Origin of the sequence: Clostridium sp. (genome assembly GCF_050717515.1) — a bacterium.
Classification (GTDB): domain Bacteria; phylum Bacillota; class Clostridia; order Clostridiales; family Clostridiaceae; genus Clostridium_AD.
Genome location: NZ_JBOITL010000025.1, coordinates 75,377 through 95,534 on the forward strand (window position 1 = coordinate 75,377; position 20,158 = coordinate 95,534).

The following is a 20,158-nucleotide window of genomic DNA, read 5'->3' on the forward strand; positions in this document are numbered from 1 at the left end:
TTAATAATATTTAGAACTTGTTGAGATAAAACAGCAAGGAGTAATATAAAGGGCTGTGTCAAAACAGAATTATTTTCTGTTTTGACACAGCCCTTTTTTATTTTCTCAATAAACTATAGAATAAACATAGCAACTAAAGTTGTAACTGCCAGCCTTTATTTAATATCTACTTTGGAACTTTTATCTACAATATTCCACCAAGTCTTCCCAGGGTTTAATGGTAAATCATTACCGTCCTCATCGGTTAGAAGAGTTTGCGAAGTTGCATTTTTCTTAGACCAGTGCATTTTAACAAACTTACCATTGCTAATAACATAACCATTTCCATTGCCTACAAGAGCAATGTCTAAATGAAGTTCATCCTTTTGTGTTTTTATGGAAGTGATTTGCACCACTATATTTTTAAAGGCTAAGGGAAGCTTATTTTCTTTATTAATTGAAGACACTTTATCCATGCTCTTAAAGTAAAGACCATCTTTATAGGCATAACTAGTGTTATAAAGGTTGTTTATTCTTAAAAATACATTTGTAGCTGGCGAAAGTTTATCGCTATCCCAATAGATTTTGTCAAATTTTAAATTTACAATAGGAGCTTTTACATATTTTTTTGTTTTAACAAGCTCTCTTAATTTTTCCGTAGAAGTATAAAGATTATGAGGAGCTTTCCTTTGGTTATCTCGCCAATAAGTAGAAGCATAGGCCATTTCATTCATACTCATTAAATTTTCGTTTTTAATTTCGTCTAGAGCCTCTTGGCTGCCTCCACAATGAGCAAAGGGAAGGTTATATTCTTTTGAAATATCTAAGAAATAAGATCTGGCACTTCTAATTGGTCCAATCTTCTTAGCATCGCCGCTCTGAAATAATGCAATGAATCTTGGGGTTCCACCTTCAGCCAGGGTTTCATATACTATATCTGCAGCGTTTATTCCCGATTGAGGTCTTGCAGCTTCTGAGTTTTCAACTATGGCAAGTACAGCAATATTATCTAATATTTCTTTTTTTACATCTTCACCTGTATAGGGGGCAAAGTATTTTTGCTGGATTTTAACAGGGGCCTCTATTTTTGTAGGTTTTGATGGGCTAGGAGTAGTACCAGGTTCAGCTTTTTTGGTACAACCCTCTACAACAAAGCACATTGAAATAATTATACATAATAATAGCTTAGACTTATTTTTCAAATTAAACATCTCCTTAACAAATTCAAAAATAGTAAGAGTGTTACTTCTTGTATCACTACTGTACATGATACAAAAGGAAAAACATTCTTTCCTCTATTTTAAACTATTCGAATTATGGTGTATATAGTAGCAGGATTATATTAATAATACACCCAAAAGGTTAAAAAAATTCTAAATAACATTATAATTATATATATGTATGCAAATATGGTATTATATATATTAAATGTATAATATTATTTAGAAGTGTAATTTTTGTGAGTTTAATTTTAGATGTACTAATAAATAGGGGGAATAAATCTTATGGAAAACCTTAATGAAAAAATAGTTTTGAATTTTTACCTAGAGCAAATAGAAAATGATAATATTGAGTTTTTAAAAAACAAAAATAAATATAAGGAAATAGTAAAAAGTCTAGTTTTAGAGCTTCGGGATGAAGACAACATGCATAATAAAATAGAAATATCTAAAAAGTTGTGGAAAATTTTATTTGAAGCAGCTATGAGCTACATAGATTCTGACAAACGAGGATATGATGATTTATTTAAATTTTTCGATAAATATGTTAATTTTGAGGAGCTTATATTTGCTTCTGATTCTTTTTATAGAGATCATACTCTTCATTGTCTGTGGGTATATTTCTTAGGTGAATACATAATAAAACATAAGGAATTTAGCTTTATGTTAGAAAATATGTATAAGGAAAATAATCGTCTTACAAAATGGTTAAATAATCTTGAGGAATGTAATGAATATGATATATTTACTGAAATGATATCTTTAATGAAACAAGTGATAAATATTAAAGCCGATGATTCCATTAGATGTGTCTCTGCGCTTACCCATGATTTAGGGTATCCTATAAAAAAAATAAGCAAAATCAATAAGTGTATAAAAGAAATTCTTCCTCATTTTTCTATAAATAACTATGATGAATTTAATTTTAATTATACAGAAATACAACAAAAATTTATTGAGGACTTAATTAATTTTATAAGCATTGATATTAATAATGACTTTAATGTTACAATGGATACTATTGATACTAAAAATCTAATTGAAAGAGTGTTGGAATTTATTAAAGAAGAGAATATTATGAAAGTAAATCACGAGGAGTTATTAAAAGTTACAGAAGAGGAAAAGTTAATTTTAAAAAAAATGCTTAAACTGACTCCTAAGATCTTTAACAACGTTTCAAGTCGCATGAGATATTTTAACGATTTTGAACAGTATAATCACGGCATAATGAGTGCTTATTTGTTAATGAAAACCGTAAGCTCTTTTAGCAAGTTAAAATTAAGCTATATAGATTATGCAAATGTACCATCACGCGGTATTGATTTTTGTGATATTATCTCTAAACAAAATATTTTGAAGGCTATAACGGACCATACAAGTAGCTTATATCAAATAAAGTCTATTGAAGATCATTCATCTTTCTTAACACTTATAGATGAATTAGAAGAATTCTCTAGAATTTCTAGAGCAAATCAAAACAGACAGTATATTAACGAATTCTGCAAAACAAATATTTACATAGAGGATGCTGTGTTTAGAATTGATTTTACCTTCGATAACATTAAAATTGATAATTTAGATCCTGAACATGCCTTTAAAGCAAGATGCCACCGCTTCTTAAGCTTATTTGACATTACAGATATGGATGAAAACCTAAAAATTAAATTAAGATGTATTGGAAAACTTCCTTACGATAACAGTATATATGAACTAGAAATTAGAAGAAAGTTTGCTAATATTACTGTAAATGCGGTAGAACAAGATATTCCTACTTATTTAAAATCTAATCAGTTCTACTGTAAAGAAGAATATATAAATATGTAAAGTTACATCTAGCACTAGGGTAACTCTTGATTTTTAGACAGGAAACAACAATGAAATGCTATAGTTATAGCATTTCATTGTTGTTTATAAGGGGCAATCAATTATTATTCCTAAGGTTAGGTTGTAGTATTAGAAATTAATAGGTTGTGATATAATAAAAATAAATTTAAATTTAGAACAAAAAATATAGATAAATTTAAGGAGATAAATAACAATATGGATAGATTAATAAAGATTAATACTAAAGAGGATATATTTGCAGAATATAAAAATACACCAATCAGTGTTTTATTAGAATACCATAACTTAAACACCCACTATGAAGCTGTAAGTAGTCCACAGATGTTAATAGGAATGTGCATGGATAATAGAAAATATCTTCATATACCAGACAATTTCGCATATATCATTCGTTCTGGTGGAGGAACTTTGCGATTTAGTGAATTTAAGGTTTCTTATACAATAGCAATAGGAAAAATTAAAACTATTGCACTTATAGCTCATAATCATTGTGGAATGGTTAATCTGATGTCGAAAAGGGAGCAGTTTATTCAGGGACTTGTTGATGTAGTGGGCTGGGATAGGCAAAGGGCAGAAGATCATTTCATGAATTTTGCTCCAATGTTTGAGATTGGTAATGAGATAGAGTTTGTTTTGGAAGAGGCGAAGAGACTAAGAAATAAATACCCTAATATTTTGATAGCACCACTTTATTATAATCTAGATGACAATCTCTTATATTTGATTAATGAGGATTAAAAAGTTTAACCTTTACCTTGCCATTGAATTTATTATAATGTAAAGTAGTAAGAGAAACAATTTTAAAAGCGAGCTAGCTACGAAGGGGAGGGTAAAATGAAAATAGATAAAAAATTATTAAAATACTGCTTATATGCTACGGGCACCGTGCTTCTAATTTACATAGGTATAACGATTTTAAATAATATAGGTGGTATATTATCACTAGTATCAAGTACATTAGGGAAAATTATTGGACTTGTGAAGCCGCTTCTTATGGCATTAATAATTGTATATATATTGAAACCTGGGGTGCAAATTATTGAAAAGTTTTTAGAAAAGAAAAGAATATTTAGAAAAGCAGCTACTAGAAGAGCAGTTGGAATTTTAGCAGTGTACACATTAGTAATTGCTGTTTTCCTAGCTATTGTTAGTGGAATATATATTATGGTTGGCGGGAAAATTTCCAATAATATAACCATAGCTAATATGACTGAATACCTAACTAATTATTTAAAGAATTCCACATTGTCAGTTAGTGCTATTAGTGAAAAATTAGAAAGGACAAACATTTCAATACTAGGAGATTTGAATGGTAAGATTGCTAAAATTGTAAGCTATGTGCAATCATATCTTACTACAAGTATTGGAACAATGACAGATTCTGCCGTATCTATAGGAGGGAATATAGCTTCGTTTTTTATAGCTATAGTGTTAAGCATTTATTTAATACAGGACTCTAAGTATTTTGTGAACTTATGGAATAAAATTTTTAACCTTATATTTGGGAAAAGTAAATCAGGAAATAAAATAAAAGAAATATTATCTATTATAGATGATACATTTTATAAATATATAAGAGGTCAATTATTAGAAGCTTGCATTGTAGGAGTTTTATCAGGTACAGTACTGTATTTTATTGGAATAGATTATGCTTTTGTAATAGGAATTATTGCAGGTATTTGTAATATGATACCATATATCGGGCCTATTGTTGGAACTATTCTTGCAATAATTATGGCACTACTAAGTGGACAACCTATTACAGCAGTATGGGCAACTATTGGAATGGTTGTAGTTCAACAAGTAGATAATAACTTGCTGGCACCTAAAATTGTTGGAAATAGTGTGGGATTACATCCTGTATTCACTATGCTTGCTATTATTATAGGTGGAAGTGTAGGTGGACTTGTAGGGATGCTTATAGCTGTACCTGTTGCGGCTTCTTTGAAGGTATTAATTAGTAAATGGTATGCTTCTCATATGGAACAATTAACTACAGATGAAAATAATGGTGAGGAATAATTTCCGCATGATGGGAAAGGGCATCTGCATAGTTAATATGCAGATGCCCTTTAATCTCTTAGAATTATTTCCATTATACTACTCTTCTTGCTGTGTTATAATTTGGCATATACTTTAGATCTGCAATTTTAACGCTTGACCCTGGTTTGGGCGAATGTATAAACTGTCCATCTCCAACATAAATGCCAACATGACTTATTGCGGCTCCAAAAAAAACCAAATCTCCTATACGTAAGTTAGATTTACTAACTGCTGTACCTTTTGCTGTTTGACTTTTGGCGGTGCGTGGTAATGTTATGTCAAAATGATTATAAACATGCATAGTAAAACCAGAGCAATCAAATCCAGCTGTGGTAGTTCCACCCCTTTTATAGGGTATACCAGTGAGTTTTTTTGCATAGGCTACAATAGTAGCACCTGTAAGCTTAGTTTCTTTTGCAGCTAATTCAATACTGTTTGTTCCAAATACAATTTCTGTAGCTTGTACATTTGTAGAGCATATACTTATTGAACCTGCAAAAACTAAAGCAAGAGCAAAAGATGCCACACGTTTAAACTTTTTCATCAATATTCCCCCCATGTTTATAACTTGTAACCCTTTTGTAACCGTTTCCTAATTGTAGTATTCTACATAAATATGGGATTTCCTTCTATAAAACAAATATTAATGTAATTATATTAAGTTATATTGAAAATCCGAGAGGTTACTGCTGCTATTTGCTTAGTAAGGGTTATATTAAAGATGATGCTCAAAGGTAATGAATATACTATTAAAAGGAGAGTAAAATATGATTAATAAGTTAAAAGACATGTTTAAAAGGGTTTACTGCCATGAGGCAGAAAAAGTTTTTTTTGCTCCAGGAAGGGTGAATTTAATAGGAGAGCATACAGATTATAACGGAGGTAATGTTTTTCCTTGTGCATTAACTTTTGGTACCTATGCACTAATTACAAAGAGAAATGATAAGAAAATAAGATTTTATTCAAGGAATTTTGAAGTTTTGGGGATAATTGACGTGAATATAGATGAGATAGAATATAACAAAAAAGATGATTGGGCAAATTATCCTAAGGGAGTAATTTGGGCTTTTGAGAATAATGGTATGAAAATAGATAGTGGATTTGATATATTATTTTATGGAAATATTCCAAATGGCGCAGGATTATCTTCTTCTGCATCTATAGAAGTGCTTACAGGTATTGTTTTAAAGGATTTATATAATTTTGATATTGATATGGTTGATATCGCAAAATGTAGTAAAGAAGCGGAAAATAAATTTATAGGTGTAAATTGTGGCATTATGGATCAGTTTGCTATAGCAATGGGCAAAAAAGATTGCGCAATACTTTTAGATACAAACACATTAAAATATAAATATGCGAGTATCAAGCTTAATGGAGCAACTATAGTAGTAGCAAACACCAATAAAAGAAGAGGACTTGCTGATTCTAAATATAATGAAAGAAGAACAGAATGCGAAACAGCTCTTAAAGATTTGCAAACTGTTCTCCAGATAAATTCTCTTTGTGAATTAAATGAAGAAGAATTTGAAAAAAATAGACATCTTATAAAAGATGAAGTTTGCGTGCGGCGTGCAAAGCATGCTATTTATGAAAATCAAAGAACTTTAAAGGCTGCAGCAGCCCTTGAGAATAGTGATATAGAGTTATTTGGAAAGTTAATAAATAAATCTCATATATCGCTAAGAGATGATTATGAAGTTACAGGCATAGAGTTAGATACGTTAGTTGAAATAGCTTGGAAAACCCCAGGAGTCATAGGATCAAGAATGACTGGTGCAGGCTTTGGAGGATGCACAGTAAGTATAGTTAAAGCTGAATGTGTAGATGATTTTATTAAAAAAGCTTCGGCGGAATATAAAATAAAGATAGGATATGAGGCAGTGTTTTATGTAGCTCAAATAGGTGATGGTGCAAGAAAAATATAATAGGTTCTGTTTGAAATTTTCATAAAAACAATATAAGTGGGTTTGAGGACAAATAAGGGGTGGTAACATGATGGTGAATATTTCCATAGAGGTTCAAAAGCTACTTTATTATGCACTAAGAAAGCAATTAATAATACCTGCGGATATAATATATACAAGAAATAGGCTTTTAGAAGCTTTATCACTGCATGAAATTGAAAATGAAGCCCTTGGGGATAAGGACTATGGAATACAACAAGTTTTAGATAATATAACGGATTGGGCCTATGAAAATGAAAAAATAGAAGACAATGGTATAGTTACTAGAGATTTATTTGATACAAAAATAATGGCTTGTTTAATAGGAAGACCATCGGAAATAATAAGAGAATTTAAAAAACACTATAATGAAAGTCCAAGGAGTGCAACAGATTATTTTTATAAATTGTCAATTAGTTCAAATTATATAAGATGGGAAAGAGTACAAAAGGATTTAAAGTGGAAATGTGCAACAACCTTTGGGGATATAGATATTACTATTAATTTATCCAAACCAGAAAAGGATCCTAAAGCCATTTCTAGGGCGAAGAACTTAAAGGCAAGTGGCTATCCAACCTGCTTACTTTGTAAAGAAAATGAGGGTTATTCAGGTAGGGTAAATCATCCAGCAAGAAGTAATCACAGGATTATACCAATTGAATTAAATAGTGAAAAATGGTTTTTGCAATATTCTCCTTACGTTTACTATAATGAACATTGTATAGTACTTAAGGGTGAACATGAGCCTATGAAAATATGTAAAAATACCTTTAGGAGGCTACTAGATTTTGTACGCCAATACCCACATTATATCTTAGGATCTAATGCAGACCTTCCAATAGTTGGAGGCTCTATATTAAGTCATGACCATTTCCAAGGTGGAAACTATGAATTTGCTATGGCAAAGGCACCTGTGGAGGAAGAATTTGTTGTGGCCGGGTTTATGGGAGCTACTATTGGTAGAGTTAAGTGGCCTATGAGTGTTGTTAGAGTAGTGGGTAATGATAGAGAAACCTTGGTTAATTTAGCCTATTATATTTTAAATAGTTGGAGGAATTATTCAGATGAAAATGCTGATATAAGGGCATTTACTGAGGGGATGCCCCATAATACAATAACACCGATAGCTAGAAGACGAGGTGATGATTATGAGATGGATTTAGTTCTAAGAAATAATAGAACCTCAGAAGAGCATCCAGATGGAATATTTCATCCTCATGAAGAATTACACCATATAAAGAAAGAAAATATTGGTCTTATTGAGGTTATGGGACTTGCAGTATTACCTGCAAGACTAGAAACAGAGATAAAAGGACTTAGTTATTATTTAGTAAATAAGAATAAAATTAATGATTTGGACAATTGCACAGAGCTTGTGAAACATAAAAAATGGGCATTACAATTAGTTCGAAAATATTCAAATATAAATGAAACAAATGTAGGTGAAATATTAAAAAAAGAAATAGGTATAATATTTTTAGAAGTCCTAGAACATTCCGGAGTATTTAAAAGGGATGAAAGTGGAATAGGAGCTTTTAGTAGATTTATAAATAGTCTATAGAAAAAATAAGTGAGTGTGAAAATTATGACAACAATAAAAGACTACTGTTAAAATACACATGGAGTTTATGGGCGAAACAGCAGTAGACTTAATGATTGAAAAGTTAAAAGATGGAAGATAAATAGCTAAAAAAGTAGTTATACCAACAAAGCTTATAGTGAGGGACAGTTGCTGTGCAGTAAATAAAAACCTATAAAGTATAAATATCTATTATAATACAGAAATTTATACTATAATAGATATTAACAAAGATTAATTATTAATTTTCATTACTAATAATAGGTTAAGAGGGAGATATTTATGTATGATATAGTTATTATAGGAGCAGGAGTAGTAGGATCCGCTATAGCAAGGAATCTTTCAAGATATAATTTGAAAATTGGCATTTTAGAAAAAGAAGATGATGTTTCAACTGGAGCGTCAAAAGCCAATAGTGGAATAGTTCATGGTGGATACGCAGCTAAGTATGGTACATTAAAAGGACAATTGTGTGGAAAAGGTAACAAAATGTACAGAAAGCTCCAGGAAGAACTAAACTTTGGATACAGGAAAACAGGAGCTTTGGTCATTGGATTTAATGAAGAGGACGAGAAGAAAATTGTGGAGCTTTATGAAAATGGTCTAAAAATGGGATGTGATGATTTAGAGATAATAAGAGGAGAGAAACTAAAAGAAATAGAGCCAAATTTAAATAGTGATGTAACGGTAGCACTATATGCTAAAAGTGTAGGGGTTACTTCACCTTATGAATTTACTATTGCATTAGTAGAAAATGCTATTACGAATGGTGTAGAGCTTAAGCTTTTAAGTGAAGTATTATCTATAGAAAATCTAGAAGAAAAATTTATTGTACATATAAATAAAGAGGACATTGAAGCAAGATACGTTATAAATGCTGCTGGGCAATATAGCGATAAAATAGCTAATATGTTAGGTATGGATGATTTTAAAATAATGCCTAAAAAAGGTCAATATATCTTGATGGGAAAAGATCAAGGTCACTTGGTCAATACTGTTATTTTTCAAGTGCCCACAGATAAAGGCAAAGGAATATTAGTAACTACCACTTATCATGGCAATTTTATGATAGGACCTAACTCAGAAGAAATAAGTGATAAAGATGATGTAGCAACTACAACTAAGACTTTAAAAGATGTTATAGACACAGCTAGAAGGTCTATACCTGATTTTGATGTAAGAAAGACATTAACTACTTTTTCGGGTATAAGAGCTAGTAGCAATACAGGGGATTTTATTATTGAAGAAAGCCCCGTTAAAAGATTCATAAATGTTGCTGGTATAGATTCACCAGGACTTACATCATCACCAGCAATAGCTGAGATGGTAGCAGATATACTTGTGAAATCAGGAGTAGTGCTCCAGGAGAAAGATAATTTTATTTCACATAGAAGTGGAATAATAGTTAAAAAAGATAATAATTTTCATGGAAAAATTGATGATGAAGATCCAGAAAAGAATATAATATGCAGATGTGAGGTAGTTACAGAAGCAGAAATTGTGGATGCTATTCATAGAAATATACCTATTAATTCTACAGATGCTATTAAAAGAAGGACAAGAGCAGGAATGGGAACTTGCCAAGCTAATTTTTGTAAATCTAGAGTCAAGGCTATAATAGCTAGAGAACTTAATATGGATGTGGACAAAGTAACAGTAAGAGGAAATAGTTCATCTAAAGCACCTGTTAGAGCGCAAGTAAATTTGATTAGGAAATTGAAATAAAAAAAATAATGGTAGGTTAAGTTTGGATTATATTTAGTTAAATAGTAATATAATACAGGCCAATGAAAGACAATATTATTTTATGCTAGAGGAATAAGTTCGACATTTTAGCAAAACTGTGATATTATTATTAATGCGAGTAAGCCAGACAATCGCTGCTGTAGAAATACAGGAGAGGAAAGTCCGAGCTCCATAGGGCAAGGGTGCTGGCTAATTACCAGTGGAGGCGACTCTAAGGAAAGTGCAACAGAGATATACCGCTAAAGGTATTCTTAAAGGTCAGTTTTTCTGAACTTTTGAATATACTAGTAAGGATGGAAAGGCGAGGTAAGAGCTCACCAGCGCAATGGCGACTTTGCGGCTATGTAAACCCCATCTGGAGCAAGATCGAATAGGAAAGCATTTTGGGACTGCCCGTCCCGCTTTCGGGTGTATCGCTTGAGCCTATTGGAAACAATAGGCCTAGATAGATGATTGTCTAATACAGAACTCGGCTTATAGACTTACTCGAACAAAAACATTAGCATTTGCTAGTGTTTTTTTTATTTTCTTAATAAATTTGTAAGAATTATGATAAGTATTTTGTAAAAAGTACCCTGTATAATTAGTTATAGTTAGTTATATTGGGGGGAATGTCAAATGAAAAAACCAAAGTTAATTATAGTTGTGCTAGTGGTAACAAGTTTAGCAATAATCTTTTCAAAAATTATTAAACAGAATGCACAAGCAGAAGGAATATACTTAAGTCAAAATGTCTATAATTATCTAGAGACTGGGTCAAATCAAAGAGCTGTCTATAGTCGAGCCATAAAATTAAATCAGGGTAGCACGGCGAATACCTGTGTTTATTTTATGTCAGAAGTGCTAAGGGAAAATAATATTATGCTACCTATGGAAACAAGCAATACGCAGCAACTTATACCTTTACTTACAGAGAAGGGATTTGAAAAACAAAGGGATTATAAAAAATTAAGGCCTGGAGATATATGTTTCACTACAGATGATAATAAGGGTTTTCCAACTCACACCTATGTATTCATGAAATGGGTAAAGGAAGGGAACTACGATTATGCATATATATGTGACAATCAAGCAAAGGATTATAAGGGTAAAGTCTATCATATTCGGAACATAAATGTTGTAACTAAAGCTAATGGTGCTGATAAAGATGCTTTTTCGTTCTTCATGAGAAAGGGATGATTGTAAAGTTTTCTAGTTAAGATATATAATAGGGGTATAAGGGGTGATTAGCGTGAATAAGTTTAACGTTTTAATTGTAGATGATGAGTATGAAATAAGGGAAGCCATAGAAATATATTTAAAAAACGAAGGTATAACAGTACTTCATGCTATAGATGGTATAGAAGCCTTAGAGATTTTGAAAGCAGAAGAAGTTCATCTTATATTAATGGATATAATGATGCCTAGAATGGATGGAATTAAAGCTACTTTTAAAATTAGAGAAAGTAAAAACATTCCAATAATAATGCTATCAGCTAAATCAGAAGATAGCGATAAAATACTAGGTCTTAATATAGGTGCAGATGATTATATTACAAAGCCGTTTAATCCAATGGAACTTATAGCTAGAGTTAAGTCCCAGCTGAGAAGATATACAAGCCTTGGAAATTATAAAGAATGTGAGAATGAGATAAATGTACGAGGACTTATATTAAATAAAGACTCAAAAATGGTAACAGTGGAAGATAAAGAAATGAGTCTTACAGCTATTGAATATAAGATATTGGAACTTTTAATGGCAAGCAAGGGAAGGGTATTTTCAATTGAAGAAATATATGAAAGAGTTTGGGAAGAACCTTTTTATAATGGGGAAAATACTGTGTCAGTTCATATAAGGAGAATAAGGGAAAAGATAGAAATAAATCCAAAGGAACCTAAGTACTTAAAGGTGGTGTGGGGTATTGGATATAAAATCGAAAAATAAATATGTATTTATTACAGCTTTTATTTTATGTGTATATATGTTGGGGCTTTCAGTACTTTCAGCAACAGACTTTGTAAAAAATAAAAGTTATTTAAGACCAGAACCTTATTTTAGTAGTTCGGAATTCAAGAATGAATTAGTTGGTTATTTTAATAATATACAAGCATTAAATGGTATATATAAAGATTATTCACATAAGTCAGTTGATGAAAAAGTTACAAAAGATGAGCTGATGTCATCTAAAACAGTGTATGATTCTAATTTTAAAAATAAGGAATATGAAATAAATGATAAGTATAAAAATGATATAGTAGCAGCGGAGCAACAAGGTAATAAAGCAAAGCTAAGTAGGCTAATAGATGCAAAAACTAAAGAGCTTGATGAATTTAAAAAGGAAAATTCAAAAACTTTAGAGACTTTGAAAAAGGAAGTTGCTGCATATAAGACTAAAGACTATGAGAATATTAAAAGAGCTGTAGAGGGGAAAACTATAATAAAATATTACATAACAAAGGGTAAAAACAATGTTATAGATACCAACATAGAAAATGTTTCAGATATAGATTTATATGTAAAAAACAATGCATTGTACAGTATAAAATTTCCTGAGAAATCTTTAGTGAATAATAATGAATTGGTTTCAATAAATCAGTCTTTAGGTACTAATGGAGAAGCATATTTTATTATTCCTAAGGATATAGATCAAAGCAGTTATATATATAATAATTATAATTATTATAATTCCGTAAGACAAAGAATTGTTAAGGAGTCTATTATAGGATTTGTGGCATTTGTTATAGGGCTTATCATGCTAATATATATATTAAAGAAAAATAATGAAGAAATAGATTTTATTCAAAAATTAACGAAATGGTATAATAAGGTGCCTCTAGACTTGAGGATATTTATATTTATAGTTTACTCATTTATAATGAATTTATATATAAATAAGGTAGCGTTTTTCTACAAACCATATAGTTTTGGACATCTTTATAAACTTACTATTGTAGTATTTTATATATTTTACTTTATATTTAATGTAAGGGTGGCAGTTAATTTAAAAACAAACAAGGAAGAATTTAGGTCTGAGGTAAAAAAATGCTTATTTCATAAAGTCAGCCCTATAGTTCAAAGCCCTAAGTTTAAAGTAAGACGTATTATTTTACGTGCGGTAGTATTTGCACTATGTGTATTTGCTGCATTTATTGCATTAATGAAGGAGTCCATGCTCATAATAATACCAATAGCATATATATTTTGTTACCTGATGTTTATGTTAATTCACAAATTTAATAAAACAAGAGATTTTAATAATATTATAAAGGGGACAGAAGAAATAGTTTCAGGAAATCTTAATTATACTATAAAAGAAAGAGGGAGAGGTGATCTTTTTAAACTAGCCCATAACATAAACAATATGAAGGCTTCTTTTAAAAAATCCCTTGAAAATGAGATAAAAAGTGAAAGGCTTAAGTCTGAACTTATAACTAATGTGTCTCATGATTTAAAAACTCCACTTACATCCATTATAAATTATGTTGATTTGCTAAAAAAAGAAGGCTTATCTAAAGAAGAATCACAAGGGTATATAGATGTATTAGATAGAAAATCTCAGAGACTTAAAATACTTATTGATGACTTATTTGAAGCATCTAAGATGGCTAGTGGCGAAGTGGAACTTAATATAGAAAAAGTAGATGTAACTGCACTACTTTCGCAAGCCTTAGCAGAACTCCATGAGAAAATTAACAATTCATCCTTAATATTTAAGTTAAAGATGCCTAAAGAAAAGGTATATGCTAATTTAGATGGGAAAAAGACTTGGAGAGTATTTGAAAATCTCATAAATAATATACTAAAATACGCGCTTCCGAAAACTAGAGTATATATTGAGTTAGTAGTGGATGATGAAAAAATAATTATAACTATGAAAAATATTTCCTCTTATGAAATGGATTTTGACAAAGAAGAAATATTTGAAAGATTTATTAGGGGAGATAAGTCCAGAAATACTGAAGGGTCAGGTCTAGGACTTTCCATTGCTAAGAGCATTTTAGAGCTTCAAGGAGGAAATCTTAGTATTGAAATTGATGGAGATCTATTTAAAGCCAAGGTAACTGTCCCATGCTTTCAACCAGAAGCTTAATTATTGTTCCAAAAAATAAAAACAGAGCTTGTCAGTTTACTGACAAGCTCTGTTTTAAGCAATATAAATATTAGGCTACTATATCTCTTTTAGTAAATCCTATATAGGAAATAGCATTAAAGATTACAAAATAAACTATAAGTATAATAATTGAAAAGGTCATTGTCATTCCTTCAACTAAAGGCTGTCCAGTAATATATTGATTCAAATTAGTATTTGCAAACAATATATATTTTGCCCAATTAAATTTCATACTGAGTAGTTGTGTTATTCCTGGTGCTACAGTTAAAAGAAAAACACCAATTCCTATAGCCATTGAACTATTACGGAAAACTGAAGAAATCATAAATGCTAAAGTAACCATCATAACTAAGTTTATACACTGAAGTCCGTAAACCTGTATCATATGTGATATCATATTAACTTCAGTAACTATTCCATTAGTATTTGTAAGGAATGTTGTACCTGCACCTTTAAAGCTAAATAATATTCCTCCAACAAGGGATGACACTAATAAAAGTACCAAAAGCATTAAAAGAGTATATCCTAAAACAGAAATATATTTTGAAATTAGAATTTTAAAGCGTTTGGAAGGTCTAATTAGTAATAGTTTAATTGTGCCTCCTGAAAACTCATTGGCTACTATTCCACCACCCATTACAATGGCGAAAAGTGCTATTAAAGTTATTAAACCACTTGTTGAATCTACAAATCCCCATAAGGAGTTTTCTTGCACTGGTTGTATGTCGTTTTTAAGACGATATTCATTAGTTTGTAAATTCTTTTTATATACATCTTTGTCATCTTTAGGTATTTCTGGATTAGCTAGATCTTTCTTAATATTTTGATTTTGAATTGATATATCTGCTTTCCAATCACTTTTAGGCGCCTGGGTGCCTGTAAATCTAGTTACCAGCCCAAGTGTTACTATAATAGCAACTAATAGTCCCATCATTATCCACGTACTAATGCTATGAGAAAGCTTCATATTTTCATTACGAACTAAATTAATCATCTTACGCAATTTCATTACCCCCTGTCATTTCTAAGAATTTTGATTCTAAACTTTGTTGTACTTTGCGGACACCGTAAATTTTAATTCCCTGGCCCACAAGTTTTTCAACGAGTTCAGGAACTTTTTCTATGGTTTCACTAATTTCAATTTCCTTATCTTTAATTTCTGGTTTATATTTGCTACTAAGACTTTCTAAATATGATTTTGCTTTTGTAATTGGAGTAACAGTTAGCGCTATAACTGAATCTGACTCCTCTTCAAGCATTTCTTTCATATCCTGGATTCTAACCAATTTCCCGTTTTGTATTATTCCTACTCTATCGCACATAAGTTCCATTTCTGAAAGTAAGTGACTTGACACAATTACTGCAACATTTTCTTCTCTTGCAAGGGTTCTTAAATGACTACGTAGTTCATGAATACCAGCTGGATCCAGTCCATTAGTAGGTTCATCTAGTACCAATAATTTTGGAGAATTAAGTAGTGCTTGCGCAATCCCTAGTCTTTGGCGCATCCCTAGTGAATATGTTTTTATTTTGTTATTTATTGTTTTTTCAAGGCCAACAAGTTTTATAACCTCATCAATACGTTCCCGCTTTAAATCTGGGTACATCCTCCAAAAATGTATAAGATTTTGATATCCTGTTAAATATTTATACAAATCTGGATTTTCAATGATCCCACCTACTTTAGCAATGGCCTTTTCAAAATCTTTCTCAATATTTAATCCGTCAATATACATTTCACCTTTAGTAATAGACATAAGTCCTAAAAGCATTTTAATAGTAGTAGTTTTACCAGCACCATTGGGTCCGAGGAATCCAAACACCTCACCGGAACGTACGTCAAAAGTAAGATCGTCTATTATTACCTTTTTACCGATTTTCTTTGTAACATTCTTGATTTGTACTATAGTTTTCATTTTCATGTTCAACCTCCAGATATGATTTTAATTTTCAGTTTTTTATACTATAATTTAAGATATTTTAAAACTATTAAAGCTTATGATAAATCTAATTTTTTATCTATTAGATAGGTAGTGGTTATGAAAAATCCAGCAAAAGTAATAATTTCAAATATGACGTTAGCAATATTAATATTTAATGCTACGCCTGAAAGGGAAAAACTAGAATTGGGTGTTTTAAAACTATTAGCTAGTGTAAAACCACCAAAGTTAAGTGTTTGAGGAAATGCGGTTGTAATTTTAGTAGACAGCCAGCTTATTGCTATTGATAGTATTATAAAAATTATAAAAGAACCTATTTTGCCTAATTTTTTACCTTTTAAGGCTACTTTTCCAATAACCATGCAGAAGTATATAAAGGTTAAGGAAGAAACAAGGCCCCATATATATACAATTATAGAGAAGAATACTTGACTGAGCTTGAAATCTTTAAATAAATCTAAAAATGTTTTGTCTGGTACAGTAAAATTAAACATTAAAATGGATACGAAAAGAACAATAGATATTTGAATTAAAGCAGTTATCAGCCTTGAAGTTATTATTGACATACCAGATTGCGGAAGTGTAAATAATAGGTAACCTTCATCTCCATGCAAATATTTGCTCATAATTTTTAATGAAGATATAAATATTACTACTATGGCACCAATAATTAAGCAGGTAGATAATCCGGGTACTGCAACGCCCCAGGTATCTTTCTTTGTCATAAGAAACAGGTTAGCAATTATAACAGATATACAAATGCCGAGTATGGTTAAAAAAGTTGATCTTAATTCATATTTTATAAGCTTAAACATTACTTAAATACCTCCCTGTATAATTCATCAATTGACTTTCCCTTACTCATTCGTAATTCTTCTGCATTACCTTGAAGTACTATCTCTCCATGGTCTATGAAGACTACATCATCGAAAATTCGCTCTATATCATTTACAAGATGTGTTGTAATTAGCATGGAACTATTTTCAGTAAAATTATTGACTATAGCATTTAATATTTGTTCTCTAGTAGTGGGATCTACACCACCAAGTGGCTCATCAAGTATATAAAGCTTTGCGGATCTTGAAAGTACCAAGGTAAGCTTTAACTTTTCCTTCATTCCCTTTGATAGGCTTTTTACAGTGCTGTTTTCATCAAGTTTCATAAATTTGAGCATTTCTATTGCTTTTTTTTCATCAAAATCAGAATAAAAGTCCTTGAAATACTTCATAGCATCCTTTATTTTCATCCACTTTAGAAGATACTCATTATCAGGCAAATAGGAAACTATAGACTTTGTATAAACACCAGGTCTTTGACCATCTATGAGTATTTCTCCACTAGAGGAATGCAGAATGCCAGCTGCTATTTTTAAGAAGGTAGTTTTACCGCTACCATTGGGACCAAGAAGTCCTACAATTTTACCAGGCATTATTTCCAGATCTACTCCACGTAAAGCTTTTTTGTTTAAGTAGGACTTACAAATTCCTTCAGATTTTAATATATTAGTCATTCTGTTTTACCTCCGTAGTTTCATTTGAAACAGATTCAATTATTTCACTCGTAGTAAAGCCTAAGCTTTTCATTCTAAGTATAAAAGAATCGATAACTTCCTTTGCCATTTCTTTCTTTAAATCATCTACCATATTTTTACCCTCCCCCACGAATGTTCCGGTACCTCTTTGTGTAAAAACTATTCCAAGTCTTTCAAGTTCTTGATAGGACCTTTGAAGTGTATTCGGATTTACTCTCAAATTGCCTGCCATTTCTCTTACAGAAGGTAATTTGTCATTTGATTTTAGTTTTCCTGTAACGATGTCCATTTTTATAAGGTCCATAATTTGTAGATATATAGGCGTTTTGTCATTAAATTCTGTATTCATTGTTCCATCTCCTTTCAGAAAGTGCATCTATGTTCTAGTGACATATGTTAATAGTACACTAGAACATTAGCAGTGTCAATATGGAAATTAAAATAATTTTATTATATGATTATTAGGTAGCAGAAAATTAGAGTGTTATTCAGTGGCTAAAGCTCTGTGAAATTCATCTGTTATAGATTTAAGCTTATCCTCATAAGCTAACAGTGAAAGCCCTGTAAGTGCTATGGCTTTAGCACCGATAATTAAGGCCTCATCTCCCTGTTTTGATATTGCTGCATCACAAAATTCACTAGTATGACCTACTAAAGTGTCAGGTCCAATTTTAATAGTTGGCTGAATTGTTGGAACAACATGGCTTATATTTCCTACGTCTGAGGAACCTATACCAGATGCTTTTTTTCTATCTGTATCAAATCCTAAAAAATTTAAATTTTCTACAAAGATATTATCAAAAACACTATTTTTAAGCATATTATCTACCCTATTTTGAAAAGTTATAATATTGACTGCGCAGCCAGTAGCAAGAGCAGCTCCCTTAGCTATATTTTTAACCTTAGTTGTTACTTCATCGCAACTTTTACGAGTGGCAGCTCTAATGAAAAATCTTGCTTTGGCATATTCAGGAACAATATTTGGAGCATCTCCTCCATGAGTTATTATGCCATGTATACGTGCATCCTTTGATAAATGCTGTCTTAAGGCATTTATACCATTAAATAATTGTATAACACCATCTAGCGCATTTATACCTTTTTCAGGGCAAGCAGCTGCATGAGCGGGTCTGCCTATAAATTCAAAGTCTAATGGATCTACACATAGGGAATCACCTGTAATGCCAGTTCTGCTTGAAGGATGAGCAATTATACAAGCATCTATGCCTTTAAGTAAACCATACTTTACAAAGCTTGCCTTTGCACTTCCATTTTCGCCTCCTTCTTCTGCAGGAGTACCTAAAACTATTATTTCTCCTCCTACCTCATCTATTACTTTTGATAGAGCAATAGCAGCAGCAACGCTAGTGGTACCAATAATATTATGACCACAAGCATGCCCAAGGTTTGGAAGAGCATCATATTCTGCTAAAAAACCAATAGTTGCACCTTTTTTTTCTTTGGAGCACTTTTTTGCTATAAATGAAGTTTTATGACCAGCTACTCCTTTTTCTATATTAAATCCCTGTTTTTCTAGTGTTTCAGTAAGAATATTTGAAGCAAAAAACTCCTGGTTTCCTAGTTCTGGTCTTTTATGGATGCTGTGACTTATTTGTATGTAATTTTTTTTGTTGGCTTCAATGTTTGATAAAATTGTGTTTTTAAATTCGTTGATTTTTTCTGATGTAAATTTCATACTTGTTCCTCCAGTTTTTTTACGATTTGACGGGTGTACCGAAAATTAGAATTTTGAATTATAAGATAACTGTGCGTGCATGAAGTAAATAATTCATTTTAAACAAAAAAGCCTCTTCTATGAAAAGAAGAGGGTTAATTTATAGTTAAAATATAGCCATCTTATCTTTCAAGAATCATTTTGCTGGAATTGGCACAGTATTCTAAAAGAACCCGCTGCCGAGGTTTCAAAGGGCCAGTCCCTCCACCTCTCTTGATAAGAATTTTGTTATTAAGTTGTTTAAAAGTTATAATAAGGCTTTTATTTAATATTGTCAACAGTGGAAAATATTTTAGTTTCATTGTTGACATTTTTAAAAGTAGTAAGTATAATGAATCTCAAGCAATCAAAAATTGCAAAAATAAAAATTTAATAATTATTCTTATCGAGAGAAACTGAGGGATTGGCCCGATGAAGTTTCAGCAACCACATGTTATTATTTGCATGTAAGGTGCTAAGTCCATCAGAACATTGCTTCTGAAAGATGAGTGAAGGTACTATTA

At 31.1% G+C, this 20,158-nt stretch carries 17 protein-coding genes, 1 other RNA gene and 2 riboswitches; of the genes, 10 read left to right on the plus strand and 8 right to left on the minus strand.

Annotated features, from left to right (window positions below):
• Positions 1 to 155 precede the first annotated feature (155 nt).
• Positions 156 to 1,181: a DUF3048 domain-containing protein gene (locus tag ACREV6_RS09885; RefSeq protein WP_431577848.1), complete on the minus strand. Its 1,026-nt coding sequence runs from the start codon at positions 1,179 to 1,181 to the stop codon at positions 156 to 158.
• 303 nt (positions 1,182 to 1,484) lie between these two features.
• Between ACREV6_RS09885 and ACREV6_RS09890 the strand changes: the two genes are divergently transcribed.
• The 3 genes from ACREV6_RS09890 (at position 1,485) to ACREV6_RS09900 (ending at position 5,066) form a co-directional block, all read left to right on the plus strand.
• A complete protein-coding gene (locus tag ACREV6_RS09890) occupies positions 1,485 to 3,023 on the plus strand; it encodes a hypothetical protein (protein ID WP_431577849.1) in 1,539 nt (512 codons plus the stop codon).
• 216 nt (positions 3,024 to 3,239) lie between these two features.
• Positions 3,240 to 3,782, plus strand: a complete 543-nt coding sequence (locus ACREV6_RS09895; RefSeq protein ID WP_431577850.1) for a carbonic anhydrase — start codon at positions 3,240 to 3,242, stop codon at positions 3,780 to 3,782.
• A 96-nt stretch (positions 3,783 to 3,878) separates the two neighbouring features.
• Positions 3,879 to 5,066: an AI-2E family transporter gene (locus ACREV6_RS09900; RefSeq protein ID WP_431577851.1), complete on the plus strand. Its 1,188-nt coding sequence runs from the start codon at positions 3,879 to 3,881 to the stop codon at positions 5,064 to 5,066.
• 73 nt (positions 5,067 to 5,139) lie between these two features.
• On the opposite strand, the gene ACREV6_RS09905 is transcribed toward ACREV6_RS09900, so the two are convergent.
• On the minus strand, positions 5,140 to 5,631 hold the full coding sequence (locus tag ACREV6_RS09905; RefSeq protein ID WP_431577852.1) for a C40 family peptidase: 492 nt from the start codon (positions 5,629 to 5,631) through the stop codon (positions 5,140 to 5,142).
• 223 nt (positions 5,632 to 5,854) lie between these two features.
• On the opposite strand from ACREV6_RS09905, the gene ACREV6_RS09910 reads away from it, so the two are divergent.
• From ACREV6_RS09910 to ACREV6_RS09940, 7 genes are all read left to right on the plus strand, one after another.
• The gene (locus ACREV6_RS09910) at positions 5,855 to 7,015 is read left to right on the plus strand and encodes a galactokinase (protein WP_431577853.1); all 1,161 of its coding nucleotides are present in this window, start codon (positions 5,855 to 5,857) and stop codon (positions 7,013 to 7,015) included.
• A 70-nt stretch (positions 7,016 to 7,085) separates the two neighbouring features.
• The gene (gene galT, locus ACREV6_RS09915; RefSeq protein WP_431578251.1) at positions 7,086 to 8,594 is read left to right on the plus strand and encodes a UDP-glucose--hexose-1-phosphate uridylyltransferase; all 1,509 of its coding nucleotides are present in this window, start codon (positions 7,086 to 7,088) and stop codon (positions 8,592 to 8,594) included.
• 300 nt (positions 8,595 to 8,894) lie between these two features.
• Complete coding sequence (locus ACREV6_RS09920) at positions 8,895 to 10,337, plus strand: NAD(P)/FAD-dependent oxidoreductase (RefSeq protein WP_431577854.1); 1,443 nt, start codon at positions 8,895 to 8,897, stop codon at positions 10,335 to 10,337.
• 136 nt (positions 10,338 to 10,473) lie between these two features.
• Positions 10,474 to 10,851: RNase P RNA component class A (gene rnpB, locus ACREV6_RS09925), an RNA gene on the plus strand.
• 125 nt (positions 10,852 to 10,976) lie between these two features.
• The gene (locus ACREV6_RS09930; protein WP_431577855.1) at positions 10,977 to 11,537 is read left to right on the plus strand and encodes a hypothetical protein; all 561 of its coding nucleotides are present in this window, start codon (positions 10,977 to 10,979) and stop codon (positions 11,535 to 11,537) included.
• Between the two features lie 52 nt (positions 11,538 to 11,589).
• Positions 11,590 to 12,282 carry a response regulator transcription factor gene (locus tag ACREV6_RS09935; protein WP_431577856.1) on the plus strand — a complete coding sequence of 231 codons (693 nt, stop codon included), beginning with the start codon at positions 11,590 to 11,592 and terminating at the stop codon, positions 12,280 to 12,282.
• A gap of 37 nt (positions 12,283 to 12,319) precedes the next feature.
• Complete coding sequence (locus tag ACREV6_RS09940; RefSeq protein ID WP_431578252.1) at positions 12,320 to 14,428, plus strand: sensor histidine kinase; 2,109 nt, start codon at positions 12,320 to 12,322, stop codon at positions 14,426 to 14,428.
• Between the two features lie 70 nt (positions 14,429 to 14,498).
• Here ACREV6_RS09940 and ACREV6_RS09945 read toward each other — a convergent pair whose 3' ends face one another.
• The 6 genes from ACREV6_RS09945 to ACREV6_RS09970 all read right to left on the minus strand — a co-directional run bounded on the left by ACREV6_RS09945 (position 14,499) and on the right by ACREV6_RS09970 (position 19,616).
• The gene (locus ACREV6_RS09945) at positions 14,499 to 15,443 is read right to left on the minus strand and encodes an ABC transporter permease (RefSeq protein ID WP_431578253.1); all 945 of its coding nucleotides are present in this window, start codon (positions 15,441 to 15,443) and stop codon (positions 14,499 to 14,501) included.
• 1 nt (position 15,444) lies between these two features.
• Positions 15,445 to 16,371, minus strand: coding sequence for an ABC transporter ATP-binding protein (locus tag ACREV6_RS09950; RefSeq protein ID WP_431577857.1), 927 nt, complete (start codon positions 16,369 to 16,371; stop codon positions 15,445 to 15,447).
• A 74-nt stretch (positions 16,372 to 16,445) separates the two neighbouring features.
• Complete coding sequence (locus tag ACREV6_RS09955) at positions 16,446 to 17,204, minus strand: hypothetical protein (protein ID WP_431577858.1); 759 nt, start codon at positions 17,202 to 17,204, stop codon at positions 16,446 to 16,448.
• Positions 17,204 to 17,899, minus strand: a complete 696-nt coding sequence (locus ACREV6_RS09960; RefSeq protein ID WP_431577859.1) for an ABC transporter ATP-binding protein — start codon at positions 17,897 to 17,899, stop codon at positions 17,204 to 17,206. Before ACREV6_RS09960 ends, ACREV6_RS09955 begins: the two co-directional genes overlap by 1 nt.
• Positions 17,892 to 18,269 carry a GntR family transcriptional regulator gene (locus tag ACREV6_RS09965; protein ID WP_431577860.1) on the minus strand — a complete coding sequence of 126 codons (378 nt, stop codon included), beginning with the start codon at positions 18,267 to 18,269 and terminating at the stop codon, positions 17,892 to 17,894. The genes ACREV6_RS09960 and ACREV6_RS09965 overlap by 8 nt, the downstream gene beginning before the upstream one ends.
• Before the next feature lie 135 nt (positions 18,270 to 18,404).
• Positions 18,405 to 19,616 carry a M20 family metallopeptidase gene (locus tag ACREV6_RS09970; protein ID WP_431577861.1) on the minus strand — a complete coding sequence of 404 codons (1,212 nt, stop codon included), beginning with the start codon at positions 19,614 to 19,616 and terminating at the stop codon, positions 18,405 to 18,407.
• Between the two features lie 158 nt (positions 19,617 to 19,774).
• Positions 19,775 to 19,878: riboswitch (SAM riboswitch) on the minus strand.
• A 156-nt stretch (positions 19,879 to 20,034) separates the two neighbouring features.
• A riboswitch (SAM riboswitch) is annotated at positions 20,035 to 20,146 on the plus strand.
• The last annotated feature ends 12 nt before the right edge of the window (positions 20,147 to 20,158 follow it).